Source organism: Microcoleus sp. OTE_8_concoct_300 (assembly GCF_031383065.1).
Lineage (GTDB): Bacteria > Cyanobacteriota > Cyanobacteriia > Cyanobacteriales > Microcoleaceae > Microcoleus.
Map to the genome: position 1 here is coordinate 1 of NZ_JANMZH010000019.1, position 24,087 is coordinate 24,087.

Genomic DNA, 24,087 nt, shown 5'->3' on the forward strand with positions numbered 1-24,087 from the left:
GGACGGGCGGGACGCCCATCCCACAATAAAAATTAAAATTGTAAGTTATTTAATTCGCGATCCTTACGCAGATCCGCTACTTTTGCCAAAATAGCCCACCTTTAGCCTAGCGCCGCAGTTTTCCATTGCACCGCAGCGCTAAATATTAATGCTTATTCAGCTTCGCAGATAATTTTCGACACAGGCCTTGACATCCCCAGAAGCGCGTGTCATGATTAAGTTGAGGAATAAGCCAACATAGGTGACAACTATGGCACGGCAAGCAAAACAATCATCTCAAGTCAAAAGTTCCAGCAGCCAAGCACCCTCGAATAATCGCACCAAATTTACCCTCTACAATTTTGCCGGAAACGCAAAGGCTTTCTATCTAGTCGATCGCATTAATTTAGAAAGAAAGCCCGGCGATATCCCAGAAAAATCCGTCGCTCACAGCATCATCATCATCGACCGTTCCGGCTCAATGTATTATGACTTAGAACCGCTGAAAAAAACCCTAATCAAGCTTTTGACCTTAGACGAATACAACAATTACCAGCTAATTGTCAGCCTGATTTCCTATGCTGACAAGGGGGACGTAATTTGTCATTTCCAGCGAATTCCGATTCAAGAAGTGCTGAAGTTTGACTCTCAATACATCAAAGAAATTCAAAAAATCCACACGGCTGGCTGTACCTGCATATCGCAGTCGATGCAACTCGCTAAATCTCTGGTTAAAGCGGGAGAAATGACAGCGATCAATTTGCACACAGACGGCTATGCAAATGACCCCAGTGCCAATTCGGAAGCTGCAAAACTAGGGGAAATTTGCGAAGATCTCAAAGACATGGATGTGTTTGCCAACACGATATCCTATGCCTCTGCCGACTTCAAACTTCTCTCCAAAATCGCCAACACTTTATCGGGGAATTGCATCCGCGCTGGCGAAGTCAAAATGGTTTATGATGCTCTTTACGACAGCACAAAACTGTTAGGCAGTTCGGTTGCACCTGCGCTGGAAGAACCGTTAATTAAGGAATATGATTATCAAGTTTTTGTTTCCAAAAGCGGCAAGAAAATCAACGGTTCATCGAGCACGCTGAAAATCTGTGGGCTGAAAGCAGAGGATCGGGGACTGTTTTACAAATATCAGAAAGTCGCCAAAGATGAGTATGACAAACTAGATGTTCCCGTTGCTCAAACTGATGAGTCAGTGTTTGCTTTTGCGAAAGCTAACCTCGCTGACGGCAATTTAAATACGGCTAAGTATGCGCTGGCGAGCACCTTCGACGCTACTTTGACGGAAAAACACGCGAAAGCTTTGACAAATGCCCAAATAGCTGAGTTTACGGAAGATTTGGAACAGGCTGTTTTTGCGCCTGAGGTGTTGAAAAATCATGAAATTGGCGATCGGGTAAAAGTCAGCGATAAAATTTCCCTGCTGGAGTTAATCAAGATATTGGAGGAAAACAGCAACAGCATCATCATCAACTTGAAACACTTGCAAGAAAATTATCAGCGAAAAGGTTTGAAGCGAATTGAGGGAAAGCGAGACGAAAACGGCAACCTTGTCAAGCCTTGGCTGAAAACAGAATTCTTAGATGGTGGCGAATACGTGCAAATGGGTTCATTTGCCATCAATCAAAATACCGCTACCATCAATATGCTGATTACCCGAAAAGCTAAGCTGCTAAAAGTGGAGGATGAAACTTTAATCGCAGAAGTGGCGGGAATTCTAGTTACAGACCTCAATACTTTCAACAATTATACCATTGTCAGCGACGGCGAAGTTAATATTAAGTCGCTGCGAACCAAAATCAGCAGCAAACCAGTGTTTGATTTGCTCAACAAATGCGGTGTCCTTGAACAAGACGGTTCGCCTGTGCAAGAATTTGATTTCCGTTCAGAGTACGATATTAAGTTAGAGACTTTGCCCCTCGTGCCTTTTGACGGGCGTTACGGCAGCCTTGACGGAGTGTTTGAGGAACTCGCAGAAATCAAAATTCTCTCTAGCATTCTCTCGGCTCATTTGAAGGAGGAATCTGAGGCTTACACTGCGGAACAATTGGAAGAATTGAAACAGCATTATCTGTCAAAAAGCCTTTACATCAATTTTCCGACGACGACGGAATACACAGATTTAAAAAGTGCGATCGCCAACGGTTCAGTAGATTCGCGAGTCAGCTACAAAATCGACATCGGCAGCAAAAACATCCTTAACTTCGGCAAATTGCACTCTGCCAACAAATTTCTCGATCGCCTTTATGAAGCCTACCACAAAAACACGGGCGAAAAGCTAGCAAAACCGACATTTGACATCACCTTAGATGAGCCTGTTGTCTTCGCACACAAAACGCTGTCATCCCGAACAAAAATCACCAAAGTTGACGATGTGATGAAACTGATTTTCGATGAGTTTTTGGGATTGGAGGATAACGGAATTGTTAGCGCTACTTTAGCCAAAGTGGGTGCAGATAGTTTGCTGCGCCTTTTGCAAGCGAAATGGCAGGGAGAAGATGTCAAGCGAGAGGAGTTTGTCGCTGCTTTAGCTAATGCGAATGAGCGACTGGAAGCTTATGCTGAAAAAGTGTACAGGGAAAAAGTTTCACCGCTGGTTTTCTATATCGGTTCTACGGGACTTATCCCGGATGAAATGGAGGCAAAAGCGGCGACTGCTGAGGAAATTAATTCTAAATACGGCAACTTGCAATTTTCTAAAGATGAGCAAGAGGGGATGTTTTTTGAAGTGGGAGACTGCATTATTAGCGTGTATGCTAAGAATGAGTATTTCACGGTAGGGAAGTAGGAATTAGGGTGGGCATTATTTGCCCATCTTGGTTAAATATGGTTGATTGAAATAAACCGCAAAGGCGCAGCGGTGGCGACTAGGAAATAGGTAGATGGGACAAGTGTTAGGTTGCCAAGACGAAAAGAGCGGAATCGTTCGGGTTTGTAACTTTCCTTTGGTGTTGCTTTTGCGAAAGTTTATCCTCTGGTAGGATAGAGAACAACGGTCTATAGCAATCCTAAATCAGTTTCAATAACTGGTTAACTGGTTCCCAGGCAGAGCCTGGGAACCGATGTCCAGAGGCTCTGCCTCGGCTACGACAATGGAGGCAGAGCCTCCGGATATGCGTTACCAGGCAGAGCCTGGTAACGAGTATAATCATTTAGGATTGCTATATAAAAAATCTAGTAAGCTGCTAAGCTGTTGAGCATTTAAATAGAATGTCAACAAACAATCTAAGTCTTGTGGGGTGGGCGTCTCGCCCGCCCTGAATATGCAATTTAAATGCGTGACAGCTTACGCATCTAAATTGAATACAAAGACGGGCAGGATGCCCGTTCCACAAGAATTGTAGAAAAATTGACAGTCAAATTAGGTTACAATGATATTACGCGAATTCTCATACGGAGGGCAAGCCAATGACACAAACATTATCAATGTCTGTTCTCTATAAAAAACTCTCGGCGATCGGTTTCTCAAAACGTTTCGTTCAAGAAAAAGGTTTGCCCAGTTGGTGGAATGAAGAACTAGACAATAAACCCGTCGCCGTCCTAGAGGGTGCTGGTTATATTGCCCAACGTCTGCACCTAGACCTCAAGAGTCTTTTAGCCGAGAATCAGAAGCCTCAATTTAAGCCCTTACTCCATACCAAGTTCAAGTACCATCAACAGGATAAAGCAGACGTATTTGACGTATTTGATGTTGCCCATCAACTTGCCTCACGGGTTGCGGAAGTGGTCGCTGATACTATAAAGCTCGAATTTGTGCCCATCCCATCCGACCCTCATCAAGTTCGTTCAGAGATAGTTGCCAAACATCCTAAAGTCACTTTATACAGCTTGCTCGATTACTGTTGGGAACATGGTATCGCTGTTGTCTATTTTAAGAATTACCCTAAAAATACCCGCAAAATTAGAGGCATGATCCAATGGCAAGCCGATCATCCCGTGATTGTCTTGAGTAGTGGTAAGACACAACCCGTATGTCTAGCATTCGATCTTGCCCATGAACTGGGTCATCTCGCCCTTGGTCATATTCAAGAAGGTATTTTGATTGATGATGATATTAAGCAAGACTGTGATGATCGAGAAGAAAGAGATAGCAATCAGTTTGCAGTTAAACTGCTAGTCAACAGTTTTGACAACTCTGTCGGCCAGAAAAAATTTGACAATGCAAAAGACCTAAAGAATAAAATTATTCAACTTATTCAAGGTGACTCAACTATTGATTCATCTGCATTAGCTTTAATTTATGGCTGGTATAATAAAGATTATTTTGCATTGTCTATGGGATGTGTAAATTTAATCAATCCTGCTAAAGAAGGACACAAGACTATTAACAAATTTTTAGAGCAGCATCTAAATTGGGAGGAATTAAGTGACGATAATGCTGATTACTTAGACCAGATTTTAGGAGAATAGCTTTGTCTGTTTGTATCTATTGCATCGATAATGACATCATCAAAAAGTTTGCTACATTCCAGCTATTCGATAAGACTCTTCAATTATTTGATGCTAGTTCTGAGCAAGTTAATATCCTAGAGACGGCACAATATAAATTTGAAGGCGATTGGAAAAAATTTGAAGCAGGGAAAAGTCGAAAACCAGAAGATCCTTTGATTAATTATAAACAAGTTCTTTACCTTACTAAGACTTTACCAAAAATATCTGAATTTGATATTGACCAAGAAATTTTTATCCAATTATCCAATATTGAAAATATCGATCCAGGTGAAGCCATTCTCACGAGTCATGCTATACAAATTATCCAAAAAGATAAATCTGCTCAGATTTTTACTGGAGATAAAAGATTCATCAAAGCCTTAGCAAAAGTTAATTTACCTATCATTCAAGAATCTCTCAATCATAGATTATGGTGCTTAGAGCAGCTTGTTCTCAGAAATATTGAAGCCGATGGCTTTGAGACTATTAGGGATCTCATTGTTCCTGTTCGAGAATGTGATACAGCAATTAAGAGTGTTTTTGGTTCAGGGCTTAAATCAACACCTGAGAACTCCCTAGCTACTTTAAAAAAGTATATTGAGGAGTGTCGGCAGGAGGCAGGTAATCTACTAAATCCTTACCAGTAGATTTAAGTGTGACACTTGGCATTAGTCCTGGCTTAAAACGGAATTTCCTCATCTTCATCTTCCACAGTCTTCGCCGTCATCGGCCAACTGGTAATATACTCAATTTGCACCTCAACTTTGTTAATCGCTTCCGCTAACCGCTATTGCCGTGGCTAGGGAAGTCTTCGAGAACAAAGGACGCCCGATCGAAGGGGCCCAAGCGCCTGCGGTGGGTGCAGAGCGTTAGAATAGTCGGCGCGAAAAACAAACACTTGTCCAGGGGTGGTTTGAGAATTTTGCAAGGAGAATCATGGACGATAATCAAGAACAGAAAGATTTCAGTTCAACCGAGAGCGATTCGCAGCTCAGCGCGGACGAAGAAACACTGCTCGACCAACTCGGAATTACCGGCGCTGCTCGCCGCAAATTCTTGGGGCAAAGCATGGCAGCCCTACTCGGCACCTTCGCCTTCCACCTGCTGGCTAAAGAGGAGGCCTTTGCCACGCTCGCCGCTTCGCCCGAGGCCGTGTTCGCCCAGACCCCTGGGGTTGAAAACGCCGTTAAGGTTCTTTTGAAAATCAACGGCTCGACCCAACGCCTGGAAGTGGATTCGCGCACCGCGCTGCTCGACACCCTGCGCGAAACACTTGGATTGACCGGCACCAAAAAAGGATGCGATCAAGGACAGTGCGGCGCTTGTACGGTGATCGTTGACGGGCGCCGCGTGCTTTCTTGTCTGACACTTGCCGCTAGCTGCGAGGGGAAAGAGGTGACGACGATCGAAGGGATCGCTGACGGCGACAATCTTCATCCGATGCAGGCGGCGTTCATCAAACACGACGGCTTCCAGTGCGGCTACTGCACGCCGGGGCAGATATGTTCGGCGGTGGCGCTGCTGCAGGAAGCCAAAAACGGCGACGCGAGTCACGTCACTAACAATTTGCGGACGAGCACGCAGAATTTAAGACTCTCTGATGAAGAAATCAGAGAACGCATGAGCGGCAATATTTGCCGTTGCGGCGCGTATCCGGGAATTGTTGCGGCAATCAGAGAAGTTCAGTCCGGGCGCGAAACAGCCCAGGCCTGGCATTTTGCCAGCGATGAAGAGATTGCCGTTGCATTAAACGAGGAGGGCAAAGCCGATGCAACCGTTTAAATATTCCAGCGCCACCGATGCGGCAAGCGCCGTTGGCACGGTTTCCGCTAATCAAACGGCAAAGTTTCTCGCAGGCGGGACAAATTTGATTGATTTGATGAAAGAATACGTCGAGCGTCCCAGCGAAGTTGTTGACATCTCAGGTTTGAATCTGGCGGAAATTCGATCGACCTCGAACGGAATTTCGATCGGCGCCTTAGCCAAAAATACCGACACGGCCAACCATCCGCTCATCCGGCAAAATTACCCGCTTCTGTCAATGGCGATTTTAGCCGGCGCCTCCGCCCAGCTTCGCAATATGGCGACCAACGGGGGAAATTTAATGCAACGCACCCGTTGCCAGTATTTTTACGACATCGCTATGCCCTGCAACAAACGCGATCCCGGCAGCGGATGCGGAGCGCTTCAGGGGCTTAATCGCATTCATGCCATTTTTGGCTACAGCGACAAATGTGTGGCGACTTACCCGGGCGATATGGCTAATGCGCTTTATGCGCTGGACGCGGTAGTGAGGATTCGCGGCACGAACGGGCAAGAACGCACAATCCCCCTCGAGGATTTTCATCGCTTGCCCGGTAACACGCCCCAAAAAGATAACAATCTTCAGCATGGGGAATTGATCGTGGCGATCGAAATGCCGAAGAATAACTTCGCCAATAAGTCTTATTACTTAAAAGTTCGCGATCGCGCTTCATACGCTTTTGCACTGCTTGCCGTGGCTGCTGCTTTAGAAACAAGCGGCAACACCATCAAACAGGCACGTGTTGTTTTGGGCAGCGTCGCGCATAAGCCCTGGCGTTCAGCCGAAGCGGAAAAGGTTCTGATTGGAAAACCTGCGACGGAAACAACTTTTCAGGCTGCTGCCGAAGCGGCTTTGAAAGATGCGAAACCGCTTGAACATAACGGTTATAAAGTCGAACTCGGAAAACGCGCCATTGTTCTGGCTTTGCAGCAAGCGTTGACGAGCGGTGCGGCCTAATTATATCAATTCCGGTTGCATTGGAATGATTAAACCGCAGAGAACGCAGAGTTCGAGAACAGAGAGATGAATACAGGACGATGAAGGGCGGATTTGATATTAGGGAGGATAAACGAAATGGCAAGATACATCGGAAAAGAAATGAGCCGCGTGGACGGTGCAGCCAAAGTTACGGGCAAGGCTAAATACGCGGCGGAATTCCAGGTTCCCAATCTCGCTTACGGTTTTATCGTGCTGGGAACCGTAGCAAAGGGCACGATTAAATCGATCGACACCCGTGAGGCTGAAAGCGCAGCAGGCGTAATTCGCGTCTTCACGCACCTGAACGCACCGAAGCTTGGTCCGAAGTCTTCCACGGAGCAGTCCCCGCCCAGCGCCACCGAGGAGGAAGACAAGTCGTTTCGGGCGCTCCAGTCCGACAAAATCTTCTTCAACATGCAGCCCGTGGCACTCGTCGTCGCCGAGACATACGAGCAGGCACGTTATGCGGCACGTCTCGTTAAAGTCTCCTACAACTCACAGCAGCACATGACCGACACTGAGGCGGTGCGCTCGAGCGCGCGCGTCCCCACTAAAGGGCCGGCTCCGAAGCCGCGCGGTAATCCCGAAGAGGCGATGCGCGCAGCGGCCGTGAAGGTAGAGGCCGAGTACCGCATCCCGATCGAGCACCACAACCCCATGGAGCCGCACGCGGCGATCGCGGTCTGGCAAGGCGACAAGCTAACTGTCTTCGACAAGACGCAGGAGGTCTATGGCGTGCGCGAACATTTGGCTTCGAGCTTCGGCCTGCCCGAGGAAAACGTGAACGTCGTCTCGCCCTTCGTCGGCGGGGCGTTTGGAGCGTCGCTGCGCCCGAACTATTATCCGGCGCTGACAGCGATGGCAGCCCGCGAACTCAGGCGCCCGGTCAAGGTTGTCTATACGCGCACGCAAATGTTCACCGGCCACGGTTATCGTCCGCACACGATTCAGAAGATCGCGCTCGGTGCGGAGCGATCGGGAAAGCTCTCGGCGATGATTCATGAAGCCGTGCACAACACCTCCACCATCGAGGAGTTCTCAGACGGCACCACGGGTTTCACGCGCCAAGTCTACGCGTGCCCGAATCTCTACGCGCCGCTGAAGATTACCAACACGGACCTCCCCACCCCGACCTGGATGCGCGCACCCGGGGCCGTTAGCGGTATGTTCGCGCTCGAATGTGCGATGGACGAGCTGGCCTACGCGCTGGCGATCGACCCGCTCGAACTTCGGCTGATCAACTATGCCGAAGTAGACCCCGAGAGCGGCAAGCCATTTTCGAGCAAGGCGTTGCGGGAGTGCTACCGGTTGGGCGCGGAAAAATTCGGTTGGAAGAATCGCAAGTCCGAGCCCCGATCGATGCGTGACGGACGCCTACTCGTCGGTTGGGGAATGGCGACCGGCGTCTGGGGCGCTTTCCAGATGCCTGCTGCTGCCCTCGTCACGCTGCAGGTGGACGGCACGGCCAAAGTCGCAAGTGCGACCAGCGACATCGGACCTGGCACCTACACCGTGATGACCATGATCGCTGCCGAGTATCTGGGGCTGAAGTTGGAGCAGGTGAAATTTGAACTCGGCGACACGAAGTTCCCTCGATCACCGTCGCAGGGGGGCTCTTGGACGACGGCGAGCGTCGGCTCGGCGGTGCGCGGGGCGGCTCTGGCGATCGGCACGAAGTTGCTCGCCCTCGCGAACCAGGAAGCGAATTCTCCGCTCAAGGGGGCAGCCTCCTCCGATGTCGAGATGCTCGACGGGCAACTGCGACTAATAAGCGACCCGGATCGTTTCGTCAACATCTCCGCAGTGATGAAGCGTAATAATCTCACCGCAATCACGGAAACATTCGAGTCGCGTCCCTCAGAGGATCGCCAGAAGTATGCGACGTTGGCGCACGGGGCGCAGTTCATTGAAGTGAAGGTCGATCCGGATGTGGGGACTGTCCACGTTACGCGCGCCATTGAAGTGACTGCCTGCGGCAAGATCATCAATCCGAAGGCCTCGCACAGCCAGGAAATCGGCGGCGTTGTCTGGGGCATTGGCATGGCGCTGCAAGAGGCGACTGAAATTGACCACCGTTACGGGCGGATTATGAATCCGAATTTGCAGCACTATCACGTGCCGGTTAATGCCGATGTCTTGGAGATCGATACGATCTTCGTTGAGGAGGAGGATAAAGTCGTCAATCCGCTCGGTGTCAAGGGTATGGGCGAACTCGGCATGGTCGGCATCCCGGCGGCGATCGCCAACGCTGTCTTTCATGCCACGGGCAAACGCATCAGGGACCTGCCGATTACGCCGGAAAAGCTGCTGTGAGTGAGGTCATTTGTTGATTGATATCGATTCCGGTTGCACCGTCCGTCATTGTTGACTGTTGACTGTTGACTGTTGACTGTTGACTGTTGACTGTTGAAGGAGGGGTCAAAAAAATGAAAATTGCGCTCCTGATTTGTTGCGAGCTTGATTCGACTTTACGCCCGACGATCGCGGCGCGGATTTGATATCATTCCGGCAGTCCGGCCGGAATTGATATTATCGGCATTCTGCAAGAAGAATTTTGCACGATTGTACAATAACTTGCAAGTATCGTTATACGATCCCCTCTGCTGAAGTCCTTATAATCGCACCTCTTGCACCATTCTCAAGAACGGGCTCTTCGGCCCGTTCCACAAAAGATAAATTTTCTTGTGGAACAGGCATCTTGCCTGTTCATAAAAGCCCAATTGAGAAGGGTGCAATATCTAAGTATAATCAAACTTAAACAGTGATATCAACTCCGCTAGCATCGGAATTGTAAAATCGCCTCAACAGTCAATACTCAACTATCATTCAGTTTTTAGACTGACAGTTAACAGTCAACAGTCAACAGTTAACAGTCAACAGTCAACAGTCAACAATAATTCCGGTGCAACCGGAATTGATATGAGATACAAAAAATTTTAGGCTGAGCAATGAAAGAAATACACGATATTATGGCTGCTTTAGAGCAAGTAAAAGACACCACGAAAAAGCTAGCCTTGGCAACTTTAGTTAAAGTGGAAGGTTCAACTTATCGCCGTCCTGGTGCGCGAATGTTGATGAGTGCAGATGGCTTGATAGTAGGTGCAATTAGCGGTGGCTGTTTGGAAAGTGATGTATTTGAGAAAGCACAGCAGGTAATGAACACTGGTACTCCTTGTGTGGTTAAGTATGACTCCACCTCCGAGGAAGATTTAATTTGGGGATTGGGGCTTGGCTGTCAAGGCATTGCTTATGTTTTGATTGAATCGTTGCCAGTAAACGAGCCGAACCAAATTAGTTTTGTCCACAAATGCCTTGATGCTCGGTTTGAGTGTGCTATTGCAACTGTATTTAATATAGAGGGTGAAAGCAAATCTCAAATAGGCGATCGCTTGCTACTAAATTCAGATATCATCAACCACATCAGCGATGAGGAATTAGCAGCAGCGGTTTTAAGGGATACACAAGCAGCACTTCAACAGAAAACCTCGGTAGGGAAACAATATCAGTTAATAGCCGGGAAAGTTGAGGTTTTTATTCAAGTTATTCAGCCGCCACTGTCGCTGGTAATTTTGGGTGCTGGGTATGACGTTCTTCCGGTTGTTCGCTTTGGCAAACAGTTAGGATGGCATATTACTGTAGTTGATAACCGCCAACGGGAAGCAAGCCGAAAGCGTTTTCAAGAAGCCGATCGAGTTAAATTTTGTTCTCCTGAGGATGTATTAAAAAAAATCGAGATAGATGAGCGTACTGTTGCTGTAGTTATGACTCATAATTATTTAGACGACCTGGAATTGCTGAGAGTGTTATTGCCTTCTGGCTTAAAATACTTAGGTGTACTTGGCCCTAAGAAAAGAACAGCCCGATTATTGCAAGAACTACAAGAAGAAGGAGTTATCCCCACTCCACAACAGCAACAAAATTTATATAGTCCGGTGGGACTCGACATTGGGGCAGATAATTCCGAAGAGATTGCTCTGGCGATTATCGCCGAAATTCAAGCAGTAACAGCAAAGCATCAAGGCGGTTTTTTAAGAAATCGCACTGTACCAATTCATGCTTCAATCAATAGTCAATCATCAAAAAATTAATGACTAATATAGCGGTTCTCAAGCGTGGTGAGGTATGCCCAATGCCCAATGCCCAATGCCCAATGCCCAATGCCCAATGCCCAATGCCCTATGCCCTATGCCCTATGCCCAATGCCCAATGCCAGATAGTACCTCATGTTACTGAGAAAGGCTATACGAGTATGTTCTTAATAATCAAAAATTCAAAACTTGGGTATGGTATTTAAAATTGGTCTAATTATTCTCGCTGCTGGATCTGCAACCCGGATGGGAAGACCAAAACAATTGCTTTCTTATCAAGGACGCAGCCTGATACTCCATGCGGTTGAAGTTGCCTTAGCTTCTCTGTGCCAACCGATCGTAGTAGTCCTGGGAGCTTATGTAGAACAAATTAAACCGGAACTAATGCCAAAGGCTGTGCAAGTTGTAGAGAACTCCCAATGGCAAGAGGGAATGTCTTCTTCTATTCGCGCTGGTATTAGTATGCTACTGAGAACTAACTCTAAACTTGATGCAGTTATCATCTCACTTGCAGATCAGCCGCTAGTTTCTCCCCAGATTTTAAATCAATTGATTCAGTCTTATCAAGAAACGCAAAAAGTAATTATTGCCTCAAAGTATAACGAAACTACGGGCGTACCTGCCCTGTTTAGCAAGGCATTATTTCCCGAACTGATGCAGCTTGAAGGAGATAAAGGTGCAAAAGCGTTAATACAAAAATATATAGATGCAGGATTGATTCTGCTAATACCAGAAGCTGCGATTGATATTGATACCCCGGACGATTACAAGCAGTTGCTATTAAAGAATTTTAAAGAGTGAATAGATTATGAAAAATAACGATCGCCAAATTTACCAACAAGTAATTTTGACACACGCCAGAAAACCGCAAAACAAAGGAAAAACTGACCCAGTACATCGTCAACACCGAGGAGAAAATCCCTATTGCGGTGATGTGGTTGATTTAACGCTGGTACTAGATGAAGCAGAAAGTAAAATTGCAGATATTAAATTTGAAGGTGCAGGCTGTGCTTTGTGCCTTGCTTCTGCTGACTTAATGGCGATCGCTATCAAAGGTAAAACTATTTCACAGGTGCTTTTAATGGTAGAACAGTTCCGCGAGATGGCAGCGGGAAATACTCAGTTTGAGCCTCCGTTGGAGAAACTCAATATCATGCAAGGTGTTTCCCGATATCCGATGCGGGTTAAGTGTGCAACTTTGGCTTGGCATACCCTCAAAGCGGCGCTGAGTTCGGTTGAAACTAGGCATGAACAGGTATAACCTTTCTCAGCAACATGAGGTGCTCTCGCGGGCATAGGGCATAGGGCATAGGGCATAGGGCATAGGGCATAGGGCATAGGGCATAGGGCATAGGGCATAGGGCATAGGGCATAGGGCATCAGTTGCGAGCGGTGTGTACCTCATTTTATTGAGAACCGCTATATCCCTCTTTTGTCACTCTGGGAAATTAAAAATAAGAGCCAAATTTTCAACTGTAGATATATCAAGGATTTGAGCATTTATTTTCTAACAGAACGGCTGAAATCAAGGTTTTTGGTAAAAGTCTTATGCTATAACCATCCCAGATTATTTTCTGCCGAAAGTGACAGAAGAGGGATATAGTCAGCATCCAGCAGAGGCACATCCAATAAACTCACGTCAGTTCGATCGTAGCAAGCAGATAATGCATCGGGTCGTACTGAAGCGCGATCGCACTGCTCAGAAGGGCTTCTTTGCTGCCCTGGGCAATGACACAAAAGACAGGGATAGAGACACAATCAACGCATTCCGAAGGTGAGGAGGATCGGTTGAAGTGCAATCCTTTCAGCGGTTCAATCGTCCCATCCTGACGAATAGCCTGTGCAATCGGCTATTGGTCAGTTCGTTTCTGTGGGCTTGTGCTCTATCTGCCTCGCGCTTTGCCTGCTGGTCGTTCATTAACGACCTAGCGGACTTTTCACTCGTTTTGGCAGCGTTCATTTCTAAGTTTGCAGGATTGTACAACAATCTTAGACGATCGTTCTATTGCTTGCCCTTGAGGATTCTTAGAATGAGGCTAAAGCAATGAAAAATAGTTCCGGCTTCTTGTAAGCATTCTGGACTTTTATTTAAGATAAAACTCAGTTTTGATTGGGCAAGAAACCTGCTGAGTGACAACCAAAATGCCATCAAAGCTAACCTTGCTTATTAAAAAATCCATCCCTATTGATAGAGAAGCGATAAGTGCTCAATTTCTACGATTGGGACAGCCACCGAAATGGCATCAAGTGAAGAAATTAAGAAAAGGACATTAAACGAAGTGGCTCACAGCCTTCCGCCAAAGGACCGGCTGAGTATTTTACCGGCATTGTCGGCATTGACCCCCTGTTCGAGGCGCACGAACCAGCACGCACGTCTGGTGCCAGCGTCACCTTCGAGCCTGGTGCTCGGACACCCAGGCACACCCACCCGTTGGGACAGACCCTAATTGTCACGGCTGGCTGCGGTCTTGCACAGCGCTGGGGCGGCTCGATCGAGCAAATTCGTCCGGGGGATGCGATCTGGTTCGAGCCGGGTGAGAAACATTGGCATGGTGCCACGGCAACCACGGCAATGACGCACATCGCCATTCAGGAATGGCTCGACGGCAAACCCGTGGACTGGATGGAACAGGTCAGCGACGAGCAGTACGCAGGAAGATCTTAATGGTTTTGAAATGGTTTCCCATCAAGGGGAGAAACTGCCAGAAGAGAATGCTGATTTTGGTTCTCGCCCTAACGATGTCCCTGAGTTACTCAGCCTGCCGTGCCGACAACAGGATGCCTAGCAGTGCCTCGTCGAAGCTGCCGACTGAACTATCAACCCAGCAGGCAAACAGTATGAAGATCACCATCAAAGTCGGAGACAAAATCATTACAGCCACGTTGATCGACAGTAAAACCACTCGGGATTTTGTTTCCCTGCTGCCATTAACGCTGACGATGAACGATTTGTTTGGAAGAGAAAAGTTTGCCCGCCTGCCGAGAGCAATTTCGGAGGAGGGTGAGCGAACCAAAACCTATGAAGTTGGAGACATCATTTACTGGTCTCCCGGTCCTGATGTGGCTATTTATTATCGCCACGACGAACAACCAATCCCTGACCCCGGCATCATCGTGCTCGGCAAGATCGATGCTGGTGTAGGAGCATTCAATGTACCTGGCTCTGTAAAAGCAACAGTGGAGCCGATCGAGTAAGAAAAGGAAGTTCCAATAAAGACTTCCCTAATGGGCAACACGCAAAGGAGTAAAAAATGACAACGAACGAGAATGGAAGCTACACAGGAAAGGTTGCGTTTGTGACCGGAGGAGCGAGCGGCATCGGTCGAGCTACGGCGCTGGCCTTTGCCCGTGAAGGTGCCAGCGTGGTGGTCGCTGACATCTCAGAACAGGGCAATCAAGAAACAGCTCACACGATCGAAGAACTCGGCGGTCGGGCGATCGCCGTCAGGTGCGATGTGACGCGAACCGAGGACGTGAAGGCGGCTCTGGACAAGACCGTTGAGGCTTTCGGGCGGCTGGACTTCGCCTTCAACAACGCGGGCATCGAGCCGAGGAAGGCGGCTCCGACTGCGGAGTACGAGGAGGAGGAGTGGAACCGGATTATCGACATCAACCTCCGCGGCGTTTTCCTGTGCATGAAGCACCAGATCCCGCTGATCCTGGGAGGCGGCGCGATCGTCAACACGTCCTCGGGCGCAGGAATCATCGGCATCAAGGGCAGCCCCGCGTACACCGCCGCGAAACATGGCGTGATCGGACTGACCAAGGCAGCGGCCCTCGACTACGCCGCGCAGAACATCCGCGTCAACGCCGTCTGTCCCGGCTACATCGACACCCCGATGATGGGTCGCTTCACCGGCGGCACGGACGAAGGGCGCGCGAAGGTGGTCGCCCAGGAGCCGGTCGGACGGATGGGCAAGCCCGAGGAGATCGCGGAGGCTGTCCTCTGGCTGTGCTCGGACGCGGCTGGCTTCGTCATTGGGCACGCCCTGGTCATCGATGGCGGCCAAACGGTGCAGTGATGTTCGCCGCCAACCCGATCGAACCCTAAACGCACGACAACAAAGCATTGTCGCCATCGCCACCTTCACCGCCAACGGCGATGACTCCTATCGCCACTCAGGAGGTACTCGACGGCAAACCCGTGGACTGGCTGGAAAATGCCAGCGACGAACAGTACCAGGCACCAAACACAAACCAATTAGGAGCATCAATTTATGTACAACACGAAAGCTTATTCCGCAGCCAGTGCAACATCACCACTGGCTTCCGACACGATCGCACGGCGCGATCTAACCGAACACGACGTACAGATCGAAATCCTCTTCTGCGGCATCTGCCATTCCGATCTTCACATGGTGCGAAACGAGTGGGGCGGCGGCACGGTCTACCCGATCGTTCCCGGTCATGAGATGGTGGGACGGGTCACTCAAGTTGGCTCGGCAGTGACGAAGTACAAGCCTGGCGATCTGGCAGGAGTCGGCTGCATGGTTGATTCGGATGGCAGTTGCCCCAATTGCAAAACTGGACTTGAACAGTTCTGCCCGAACCTGACCCTCACCTACAACTCCCCGGACAAGCACCTTGGAGGTGTCACCTATGGTGGTTACTCCGATAGCATCGTCGTCGATGAACGCTTCGTTCTGCGCGTTCCCACCAACCTCGATCTCCCTGGAGTCGCGCCACTCCTGTGCGCCGGAATCACAACCTACTCGCCCCTGCGCCACTGGGGTGCCACCAAGGGCAAGAAGGTCGGCGTGGTTGGTATCGGCGGGCTAGGCCACATGGGTGTGAAGTTCGCCCGTGCATTCGGAGCCCACGTCGTCGTTTTCACCACCTCGCCCAACAAGAAGGAAGACGCGCTGCGCCTCGGCGCCGACGAAGTGGTCGTCTCCCGCAATGCCGACGAGATGCACCAGCACGCTGGCAGCTTCGATTTCATTCTCGATACCGTCTCCGCCAATCACGACATCAACGCCTATCTCAACCTGCTTCGCCTCGACGGCAACATCACCCTTGTCGGGGCACCGGAGAAGCCCCTGGAGGTCGCGGCATTCAGCCTGATCATGGGCCGCCGCAGTCTCTCCGGCTCTAACATCGGCGGCATCGCCGAAACCCAGGAGATGCTCGACTTCTGCGGCGAACATAACATCACCGCCGATGTTGAAGTCATCCCCATCCAGAAGGTCAACGAAGCCTACGAAAGACTGCTCAAGTCCGATGTGAAATACCGCTTCTGTATCGATATGGCATCCCTTAAATCTGAATAACCGAGGTGGAACCTCGAAGGAGTAATCATGCAAACGCGCAAACTTGGCAACAGCAACCTAGAAGTTTCGGCGATCGGGATCGGCTGCATGGGAATGAGCTTTGGCTATGGTCCGCCCAAAGACAAACAGGAGATGACTGCTCTTTTGGGGGCTGCGGTCGATCGCGGAATAACATTCTTTGACACCGCCGAAGTCTACGGCCCGTACTTAAACGAAGAGTTGGTGGGTGAAGCCCTCGCTCCCTTCCGCGACCAAGTAGTCATTGCCACCAAATTTGGGTTCGACATCAGTCCGAATTCCGATCCCCGTGGCATGAAGGGTTCACCCGGACTCAATAGCCGACCGGAACACATCAAGCAGGCCGTGGAGGGTTCGCTCAAGCGACTCCAGGTGGAGGCGATCGACCTCCTCTATCAGCACCGGGTTGACCCGAACGTGCCAATTGAAGACGTGGCAGGAACGGTGAAGGAACTGATTCAGGAAGGTAAGGTAAAGCACTTCGGACTTTCTGAAGCGGGAGTGCAAACGATTCGGCGCGCCCATGCCGTTGTGCCAGTCACGGCTCTTCAGAGCGAATACTCGCGCTCGGTGGAGAAAGCCTGAAGCGGAAGTGATACCGACCCTTGAAGAACTTGGCATCGGACTTGTCCCGTACAGCCCGCTGGGAAAAGGCTTCCTCACCGGCAAGATCGACGAAAACACGACCTTTGACAGCTCCGACTTCCGCAGCACTCTGCCTCGCTTCACACCGGAGGCTCTCAAGGCGAATCAAGCCCTGATCGATCTGCTGGGCAGCATTGCAGAACAAAAGCAGGCAACGCCCGCTCAAATCGCACTTGCCTGGCTGCTGGCTCAAAAGCCGTGGATTGTTCCGATTCCAGGCACCACAAAGCTGCATCGTTTGGACGAAAACATCGGGGCAGTCTCCGTCGAACTCACGCCTGCCGATCTGCGCGACATCGATGACGCCGCCGCCAAAATCACAGTACAAGGGGCGAGATACCCCGAAAAGTTAGAGCAAATGACGGGTCGCTGAGTCCAGTTTTAGTCTCTGGGTCTGGCATAACCGCCCCTTAAACCAGACCCAACTCATTATGACTGGTTGCGATCGGATGGCAGAGATCAACCCCGAACCATAACAGAGTTACTGACTGCTCATTGAAAATTATGGGTGGAAACCCCGTGCTTTGAGCATCGGCTTTACATTTTTGTTCCTAGACCTTTTTGTCACCCTCCCAGCCCCCAGAGAACACAGAAAAATGAGAGAAAATGTGATATTTTAGTAGTTAAAACGGAATTTCTTCCTCTTCATCTTCCCCCGTCTTAGCCGTCATCCGCCAACTGGTAATATACTCAATTTGCACATCAATTTTGTTAATAGCTTCCCCTAACCGTTTTTGGATGTATTGAGTCAGCGTCACCATAAAATCTAACTCAACTCCCACCGATAGCGCAAGTTTTGCCAATCTAGCAAAATCTACCTTCAAAATCGAGGAACTGGATAACTTAAAATCGGGAGTATTTCTCTTATTTTGCACCAACATTGCTTTTTTAATGCGATCTTTCAGATGCTCAACTTCTGAAGCCAGCAACTTCCATTCAGGCAAAATTTCTTTGTACCTTTCCCCCAATGCTGTTAAATCCTCACTCTCCGGTTCCGGGGCAATTTTCTTAGTAGATTTTCGCCGTTGCTGTAGGTTGGAATTCAAGCGCCAACTAGCAATCTCCTCAACTTCCAAAGATGGATCGGCGATGAGTTCGCCTAACTGTTTTTGAATTTCTTTCGTCAGCGTTACCGGAAAATTTAACTCAATTCCCTCAGTTTGCGTCAGTTTAGCCAGCGTGAGAAAATCTACTTTCATCGTTATCGAACTGGAAAGCTCAAAATAAGAACTGTCTTTGAGCTTTTGGGCTAGCATCCCTGCTTTAATGCGTTCTTTCACTTCAGCGATTTCTGAATCTAGCGGCTTCCACTGAGATTCTATTTCCTGATATTTTTCGCCCAATGCTGTCAAGTTTTCCGTTGCGGGTTCGGGGTAACATTGGGCAAGGATTTCTAGCAGGCGGCGATGCACTCCAGCTAAATAAACCGCGTCCATCTTGGCATATTCTAGCTGCTTCTGGGTCAGGGGACGCTTTGCCCAATCGCCGCTTTGTTCTGTTTTATCTACATAAGCAATGCCGCAAAGTGTTTCTATTAAAGTTTTGAGTTGTCGATTAGGTAAGGGCAGAATGTAAGCTGGTATCTTTCTCGCCATTTTTAATGTGCAAGTGACATTTTGAGCGTCGTCATTGCCGAGAAATCGGATGTCATAGCTGGCGCTGTGCAAGACTTTTTCAATATTTGGATTGACCATGATTTGGTTGATGAAATCTTTTGCCAATTCAGGTTGATCCAAGACATCTAGTATAAAAGTGGCATCTCCGGTGGAATCTGTGGAGTCAGCTAACACCTGAATCAGAGATAATCTGGGGTTGGATTTATAGTCGGCTATTTCTGTGTCAACCCACAGGATTTTAGCTTGAGAAAATTTAGCTATGAGTGCTTTGATGTCGTTTGCTGCTGTTAAATAAGGCATTTTTACAGACTTTTGCTATTAACTTTTTGATTCTATTATGCTATGGGAATTATCGGATCGATTGTCAACGATTCAAGCGCCGGACATGGCTGAGCCTTAGTCCTGGACACACGCAGACCTCAGAAACCCGGTTTCTTACTCGTACCCAGGCTCTGCCTGGGGACGGATATCAGGAGGCTCTGCCTCCAATTTTCCTGGTCACAAGCGCAACCGGGTTTCTAGCCTCCAGCTAAAAAAAGAATGCAGTCGTGAGCACTATTGAGGATTCCCGCGAACTTCCTCTAAAAACCAGTTGCCTACTTCTGTATTGTCTGTCTGGCGACTGCGGCGCAAACCTTCCTCTAATAAAGCAACTTTTAGCCCCCGCAAAACTTGAGATTCTGTCAGCCGTTCGCTTCCCCGGTTAGCAATTATTTTGAAAGCAATAACTTGCGCTTTTTGTACGTCTACTACCCAATATTCAGACACTCCTAATAACTCGTACCCAGGCTCTGCCTGGGGACGCATATCAGGAGGCTCTGCCTCCAATTTTCCTGGTCACAAGTGCAAAAAATCTTTGACTTTTGAGGGAAAACTTCTGAGTAGGGGCGATCGCATTTTTAGCATTCAGCAGTAAGGTACGCACGGATCACCCTACAAACGATCGCATTTTTACCATTCAGCAGTAAGGTGCGCCTAGCGCACCCTACAAACTATTAACCTATGACTCTTCTACCGCTTCCTCAGATTCCGACTCTTCGAGAGATTCTTCACCAGCAGGCGGCACTAAAGCCACAGCTACGATCGAATCATCCTCGTCCAACCGCTGCACCCGCACACCCGTTGCTGTGCGCGATTGAGTAGAAATTGCACTCACAGCCTGACGGATAATAATACCTCGGTTGGTAATGATCATCAACTCGTCATCTTCGTTGACAATTCGCAGCGCAGCTACCTGATCCTTACCCTTTTTTGACTTAAATTTAGTAGCCGTCAATCCCTTGCCCGCCCGTCTTTGTAGGCGGAATTGAGAAACTGGAACCCGCTTGCCGTAGCCGTTGGTGGTGATTACCAACACCGAAGGAACTTCGCTGCTAACTGTCGGAATTTCTTCGGCATCTTCGCCTTCAAGTTCCTCGGCTTGCAGTTCTAATTCTTCGTCTTCCAATTCCGCATCTTCAGTTTCCAATTCAGCAATTTCTGCTCCTTCAAATTCCGAGTTTTCAGTTTCTAACAGAGCAATTTCTGCCCCTTCAAATTCCGAGTCTTCAGTTTCTAATTCAGCAATTTCGGCAACAATTGAACTCGGCAATATGTCCATGCTGATCAACTCATCGCCCGATCGCAATTTCATTGATTTTACACCCCGCGTCGCGCGGCCGACTGGGCGCAACTGTTCGTGATTGGTACGGAAATGAATTGCCATGCCTTGGCGCGTACCGATGATGATGCTGTCGCCAACTTTTGCTCTCCGCACCCAGCGCAGTTGGTCGCCTTCTTCTAGAGAAATGGCGATTAATCCATTAGTGCGGATGTTGCCAAAAGCTGAAAGTGCGGTTTTTTTGATGTAGCCGCCGCGAGTCAACATTACCAAGTATTCTTCGCTGGTGAATTCTGTGACTGACACCATAGAAGTGATTTTTTCTTCTATAGGAATCGGCAGCAGTTGCACCACGGGAGTGCCGCGGGCAGTCCGGGAACAGATGGGAATTTGATAAGCTTTGACAGAGTAAACTACGCCCCTGTCGCTGAAGAACAAAACGCTGTCATGATCGCAGCAGGAAAGGAAATGTTCTACTCCGTCGTCTTCTTTCATTTTCGCGCCTGCTTTGCCGCGAGTAGCGCGACTTTGGGCCTCGAAAGTGCTAACAGGCATCCGCTTGATGTAGCCTTGCTCGGTGATCAGAATAATTGCTTGTTCGTTGGCAATTAAATCTCTTTCATCGATTTCTCCTTCGGCGTGTTCGATGACGCTGCGTCTAGGAGTGGCGATTTTGGTTTGGATTTCGACTGCTTCAAATTCGGCGATTTCTAAGATGCGTTCCCGCCGCGCTAAGATATCTTCCAAATCTGCGATTTTAGAGCGCAATTCTTCGTGTTCTTGCTGAATTTTTTGCGCTTCTAATGCTGTCAAACGCCTGAGCTGCATTTGCAGAATTGCGTCGGATTGCTGTTCCGAAAGACCGTAATTATCCATCAATTCCTGTTTGGCTGCTGCGGAGTCGGCAGCGGCGCGAATTAGGTGAATAATTGCATCTAAGTTATCTAGGGCAATTAATAAGCCTTGCAGAAGGTGGTCGCGTTCTTCTGCTTTGCGGAGTTCATATTGAGTCCGGCGAGTAATTGTCTCAATGCGGAAGTCTAGGAAGACATTGAGGAATTGCGAGAGCGTAAGTAGTTGGGGTTCCCCGTTTACTAGCGCTAACATATTGGCTCCAAAGTTGGCTTGGAGGGGTGTTTGTTTATAGAGGTTGTTGAGGACGACGCGCGGATAGGCGTCGCGCTTGAGTTCGATCACGATCCGCATTCCGTCTCTATCGCTTTCGTCGCGAATGTCGGAAATTCCATCTAATCTTTTGTCGTTGACAAGTTCGGCAATTTTCTCAATTAGCGCTGCCTTGTTTGTTTGGTAAGGCAATTCGGTGATAATAATTGCTTCTTTGTCGGGACGGCCCGGATGTTCGATGGTTTCAATGCCGGCGACTCCGCGCATTGTAATCGAACCGCGCCCGGTGGTGTAAGCATCGCGAATCCCGCCTCTGCCCAGGATTTGCCCTCCTGTGGGAAAGTCCGGGCCGGGGATGTACTGCATCAATTCCAGGTCGGTAATTGCTGGATTGTGGATTAGTGCTACTAAACCGTCAATTATTTCGCCTAAATTGTGCGGCGGAATGTTGGTTGCCATCCCTACAGCAATCCCGGAGGAACCGTTGAGCAAAATTTGGGGAATGCGTGCCGGGAGTACGAGGGGTTCTTGCTGGGAACCGTCGAAGTTGTCGCCGAAATCAACTGTTTCCGAGTCGATGTCGCGCAGCATGGAGTCGCTAGTGAGAGCTGTCAGGCGACACTCGGTGTAACGCATCGCAGCGGGCGGGTCGTTGTCAACGGAGCCGAAGTTGCCGTGGCCGTTGATCAGGCGTTCCCGCATGGAGAAATCCTGAGCCATCCGCACCAGGGCGTCGTAAACCGCTGTATCTCCGTGCGGGTGATACTTGCCCAGCACCTCCCCCACGACGCGGGCGCATTTGCGGAAAGGTCTATCGGGAGTCAAGCCCAATTCGTTCATGGCGTAGAGAATGCGTCGGTGAACGGGCTTGAGACCGTCCCTGGCATCTGGTAGCGCCCGACCGACAATTACGCTCATGGCGTATTCCAAGTACGATCGGGACATCTCATTACCCAGATCCGTCGGGATTATCCGCGACTCAGAGGTGCTCATAGGTTGAAAAACTCCGTTAAAAATTTAAATTTGACCGCTATAAATCTCAAAAATGCGATAAAATCGGTTTGGATTCAGTAGAGCTGCCAAATATTGCAAATTACTCCTGAAATTATATCACAATTGACCTTTGACTTTAGGGGAAAGTTGCCAGAAAAATTAAGGGGCGAAACAAGCACAATTGATAATTTGTCAGTTCGTGATTTGGTCAGGGGTTGGCAAAAGCTAGAAAGGTTTTTTTAGGCGGTCGGCTTTCATGCTTTTGTGAGTTTTTTTGAAGGCAATCTAAAAAACTAAAATGGTTGCCCGATCGAAATTATAATTTCACAAAGCGGAAGGCCTTCTTAAAGCAAACTAAAAATCTAAAATCTAAAATCTAAAATCAGCCGATGCTACCTGTCATCTACTCCGACGATTTCTTGCTACACAAGACTGGAATGCTTCACCCAGAGCGACCAGAACGTTTAACGGCGATCGTCAACGCTCTGAAAGCTGCTCCCTGGGCGGCTCAAATTGAGTGGCAACTGCCCACCCCAGTGGCGCAGCGCGAACAAGCACTGTTCTCGGCTCTCAAAAAAGTTCACGCGCAAAGATACATCAAAGAAGTCGAACATTTGGCTCATCGGGGAGGCGGCTACCTCGACGGTGATACGCCGATTTCTGCTGAAAGTTACGACGTAGCGCTGCTAGCGGCGAGTGCTTGGCTCGATGGGGTCGATCGAGTGCTGGCTGCGGGGGAACCGGCTTTTGTGCTGGCGAGACCGCCGGGACACCATGCCGAAAAAGCGCGCGCGATGGGTTTTTGCTTGTTTTCCAATGCTGCCATCGCAGCGAACTACGCCCTGGAACAGCCGGGAATTAACCGCGTCGCCGTCCTCGACTGGGACGTGCACCACGGCAACGGCACTCAATCTGTGGTGGAAAACAGCCGGCAAATTGCCTACTGTTCCCTGCACCAATCTCCGTGTTATCCGGGAACGGGAGATGCCGACGAGCACGGGGCCTACGGCAACGTGCTCAACATTCCCCTGTATCCGGGCGGCGGCATAGCTGAATACCTGAGCGCCTTTGAATCTCTTGTCGTACCTTTTTTGTCAAAATTTGAACCGGATTTGTTGATTGTCAGCGCGGGTTACGACGCTACTGCGTCCGATCCGCTGGCGAGCATGACTCTGGCTCCGTCAGATTACGGTACTTTCACCGGATACTGCCTGCAAATCACCCGCCGCATCGCCTTTGGTTTGGAGGGGGGTTACGCGCTCAAAGAGTTGGCCGAGTCGGTTGTGGCGACTATTGACCGATGCCTCAATTAGGTGGAAAATTAGCTATGGGGAAAATGAGGTTGAGAAGCCATGAGGACGGGATTGAGAACTTTTGAGGGCGATAAGCGAAGCTATCATTTGCCGATCGCGCTTGATTACTTTTTTCCTTCGGACCCATGACTTCTTCACGCTTGACTTCTTCACCCTTGACTTCTTCCTTCTGAGTTCCGTGACAAACATCACAAATTTAAAAGATCCGAGTC

General features: G+C 49.0%; 20 protein-coding genes. 16 read left to right on the forward strand and 4 right to left on the reverse strand.

Annotated features, from left to right (window positions below; translation table 11 throughout):
- Positions 1–250 precede the first annotated feature (250 nt).
- The 9 genes from ACUVJL_RS01220 (at position 251) to sufU (ending at position 12,556) form a co-directional block, all read left to right on the forward strand.
- Entirely contained in the window at positions 251–2,782 is a 2,532-nt protein-coding gene (locus tag ACUVJL_RS01220; RefSeq protein ID WP_445244177.1) for a vWA domain-containing protein, read from the forward strand.
- 620 nt (positions 2,783–3,402) lie between these two features.
- A complete protein-coding gene (locus ACUVJL_RS01225; protein ID WP_445244178.1) occupies positions 3,403–4,404 on the forward strand; it encodes an ImmA/IrrE family metallo-endopeptidase in 1,002 nt (333 codons plus the stop codon).
- 2 nt (positions 4,405–4,406) lie between these two features.
- Positions 4,407–5,072 (forward strand): hypothetical protein, encoded by a 666-nt coding sequence (locus tag ACUVJL_RS01230; protein ID WP_445244179.1) that lies wholly within the window; start codon positions 4,407–4,409, stop codon positions 5,070–5,072.
- Between the two features lie 289 nt (positions 5,073–5,361).
- On the forward strand, positions 5,362–6,207 hold the full coding sequence (locus ACUVJL_RS01235; protein ID WP_445244180.1) for a 2Fe-2S iron-sulfur cluster-binding protein: 846 nt from the start codon (positions 5,362–5,364) through the stop codon (positions 6,205–6,207).
- Positions 6,194–7,186, forward strand: coding sequence for an FAD binding domain-containing protein (locus ACUVJL_RS01240; RefSeq protein WP_445244181.1), 993 nt, complete (start codon positions 6,194–6,196; stop codon positions 7,184–7,186). The genes ACUVJL_RS01235 and ACUVJL_RS01240 overlap by 14 nt, the downstream gene beginning before the upstream one ends.
- 117 nt (positions 7,187–7,303) lie before the next feature.
- A complete protein-coding gene (locus ACUVJL_RS01245; RefSeq protein ID WP_445244182.1) occupies positions 7,304–9,520 on the forward strand; it encodes a xanthine dehydrogenase family protein molybdopterin-binding subunit in 2,217 nt (738 codons plus the stop codon).
- Positions 9,521–10,155: 635 nt separating this feature from the next.
- The gene (locus ACUVJL_RS01250; RefSeq protein ID WP_445244183.1) at positions 10,156–11,295 is read left to right on the forward strand and encodes an XdhC family protein; all 1,140 of its coding nucleotides are present in this window, start codon (positions 10,156–10,158) and stop codon (positions 11,293–11,295) included.
- A gap of 195 nt (positions 11,296–11,490) precedes the next feature.
- A complete protein-coding gene (locus ACUVJL_RS01255) occupies positions 11,491–12,096 on the forward strand; it encodes a nucleotidyltransferase family protein (protein WP_445244184.1) in 606 nt (201 codons plus the stop codon).
- Positions 12,097–12,103: 7 nt separating this feature from the next.
- Complete coding sequence (gene sufU / locus ACUVJL_RS01260; protein WP_445244185.1) at positions 12,104–12,556, forward strand: Fe-S cluster assembly sulfur transfer protein SufU; 453 nt, start codon at positions 12,104–12,106, stop codon at positions 12,554–12,556.
- Between the two features lie 373 nt (positions 12,557–12,929).
- On the opposite strand, the gene ACUVJL_RS01265 is transcribed toward sufU, so the two are convergent.
- Positions 12,930–13,094, reverse strand: a complete 165-nt coding sequence (locus ACUVJL_RS01265) for an AraC family transcriptional regulator N-terminal domain-containing protein (RefSeq protein WP_445244186.1) — start codon at positions 13,092–13,094, stop codon at positions 12,930–12,932.
- 470 nt (positions 13,095–13,564) lie between these two features.
- Here ACUVJL_RS01265 and ACUVJL_RS01270 point away from each other — a divergent pair, with 470 nt between their 5' ends.
- The 6 genes from ACUVJL_RS01270 to ACUVJL_RS01295 all read left to right on the forward strand — a co-directional run bounded on the left by ACUVJL_RS01270 (position 13,565) and on the right by ACUVJL_RS01295 (position 17,601).
- Positions 13,565–13,960 (forward strand): (R)-mandelonitrile lyase, encoded by a 396-nt coding sequence (locus tag ACUVJL_RS01270; RefSeq protein ID WP_445244207.1) that lies wholly within the window; start codon positions 13,565–13,567, stop codon positions 13,958–13,960.
- On the forward strand, positions 13,960–14,490 hold the full coding sequence (locus ACUVJL_RS01275) for a cyclophilin-like fold protein (RefSeq protein ID WP_445244187.1): 531 nt from the start codon (positions 13,960–13,962) through the stop codon (positions 14,488–14,490). Before ACUVJL_RS01270 ends, ACUVJL_RS01275 begins: the two co-directional genes overlap by 1 nt.
- 56 nt (positions 14,491–14,546) lie before the next feature.
- The gene (locus tag ACUVJL_RS01280) at positions 14,547–15,317 is read left to right on the forward strand and encodes an SDR family oxidoreductase (RefSeq protein ID WP_445244188.1); all 771 of its coding nucleotides are present in this window, start codon (positions 14,547–14,549) and stop codon (positions 15,315–15,317) included.
- Positions 15,318–15,512: 195 nt separating this feature from the next.
- Positions 15,513–16,565, forward strand: coding sequence for an NAD(P)-dependent alcohol dehydrogenase (locus ACUVJL_RS01285; protein WP_445244189.1), 1,053 nt, complete (start codon positions 15,513–15,515; stop codon positions 16,563–16,565).
- 27 nt (positions 16,566–16,592) lie between these two features.
- The gene (locus ACUVJL_RS01290; protein WP_445244190.1) at positions 16,593–17,168 is read left to right on the forward strand and encodes an aldo/keto reductase; all 576 of its coding nucleotides are present in this window, start codon (positions 16,593–16,595) and stop codon (positions 17,166–17,168) included.
- 7 nt (positions 17,169–17,175) lie between these two features.
- Complete coding sequence (locus tag ACUVJL_RS01295) at positions 17,176–17,601, forward strand: aldo/keto reductase (protein WP_445244191.1); 426 nt, start codon at positions 17,176–17,178, stop codon at positions 17,599–17,601.
- Between the two features lie 250 nt (positions 17,602–17,851).
- Here the strand turns inward: ACUVJL_RS01295 and ACUVJL_RS01300 are convergent, their stop codons facing one another.
- The 3 genes from ACUVJL_RS01300 to gyrA form a co-directional block, all read right to left on the reverse strand.
- A complete protein-coding gene (locus ACUVJL_RS01300; RefSeq protein ID WP_445244192.1) occupies positions 17,852–19,144 on the reverse strand; it encodes a ribonuclease D in 1,293 nt (430 codons plus the stop codon).
- A gap of 255 nt (positions 19,145–19,399) precedes the next feature.
- Complete coding sequence (locus ACUVJL_RS01305; protein WP_445244193.1) at positions 19,400–19,651, reverse strand: hypothetical protein; 252 nt, start codon at positions 19,649–19,651, stop codon at positions 19,400–19,402.
- A 193-nt stretch (positions 19,652–19,844) separates the two neighbouring features.
- Positions 19,845–22,562 (reverse strand): DNA gyrase subunit A, encoded by a 2,718-nt coding sequence (gene gyrA, locus ACUVJL_RS01310; RefSeq protein WP_445244194.1) that lies wholly within the window; start codon positions 22,560–22,562, stop codon positions 19,845–19,847.
- Positions 22,563–22,951: 389 nt separating this feature from the next.
- On the opposite strand from gyrA, the gene ACUVJL_RS01315 reads away from it, so the two are divergent.
- On the forward strand, positions 22,952–23,875 hold the full coding sequence (locus ACUVJL_RS01315) for a histone deacetylase family protein (RefSeq protein ID WP_445244195.1): 924 nt from the start codon (positions 22,952–22,954) through the stop codon (positions 23,873–23,875).
- Positions 23,876–24,087: the final 212 nt, after the last annotated feature.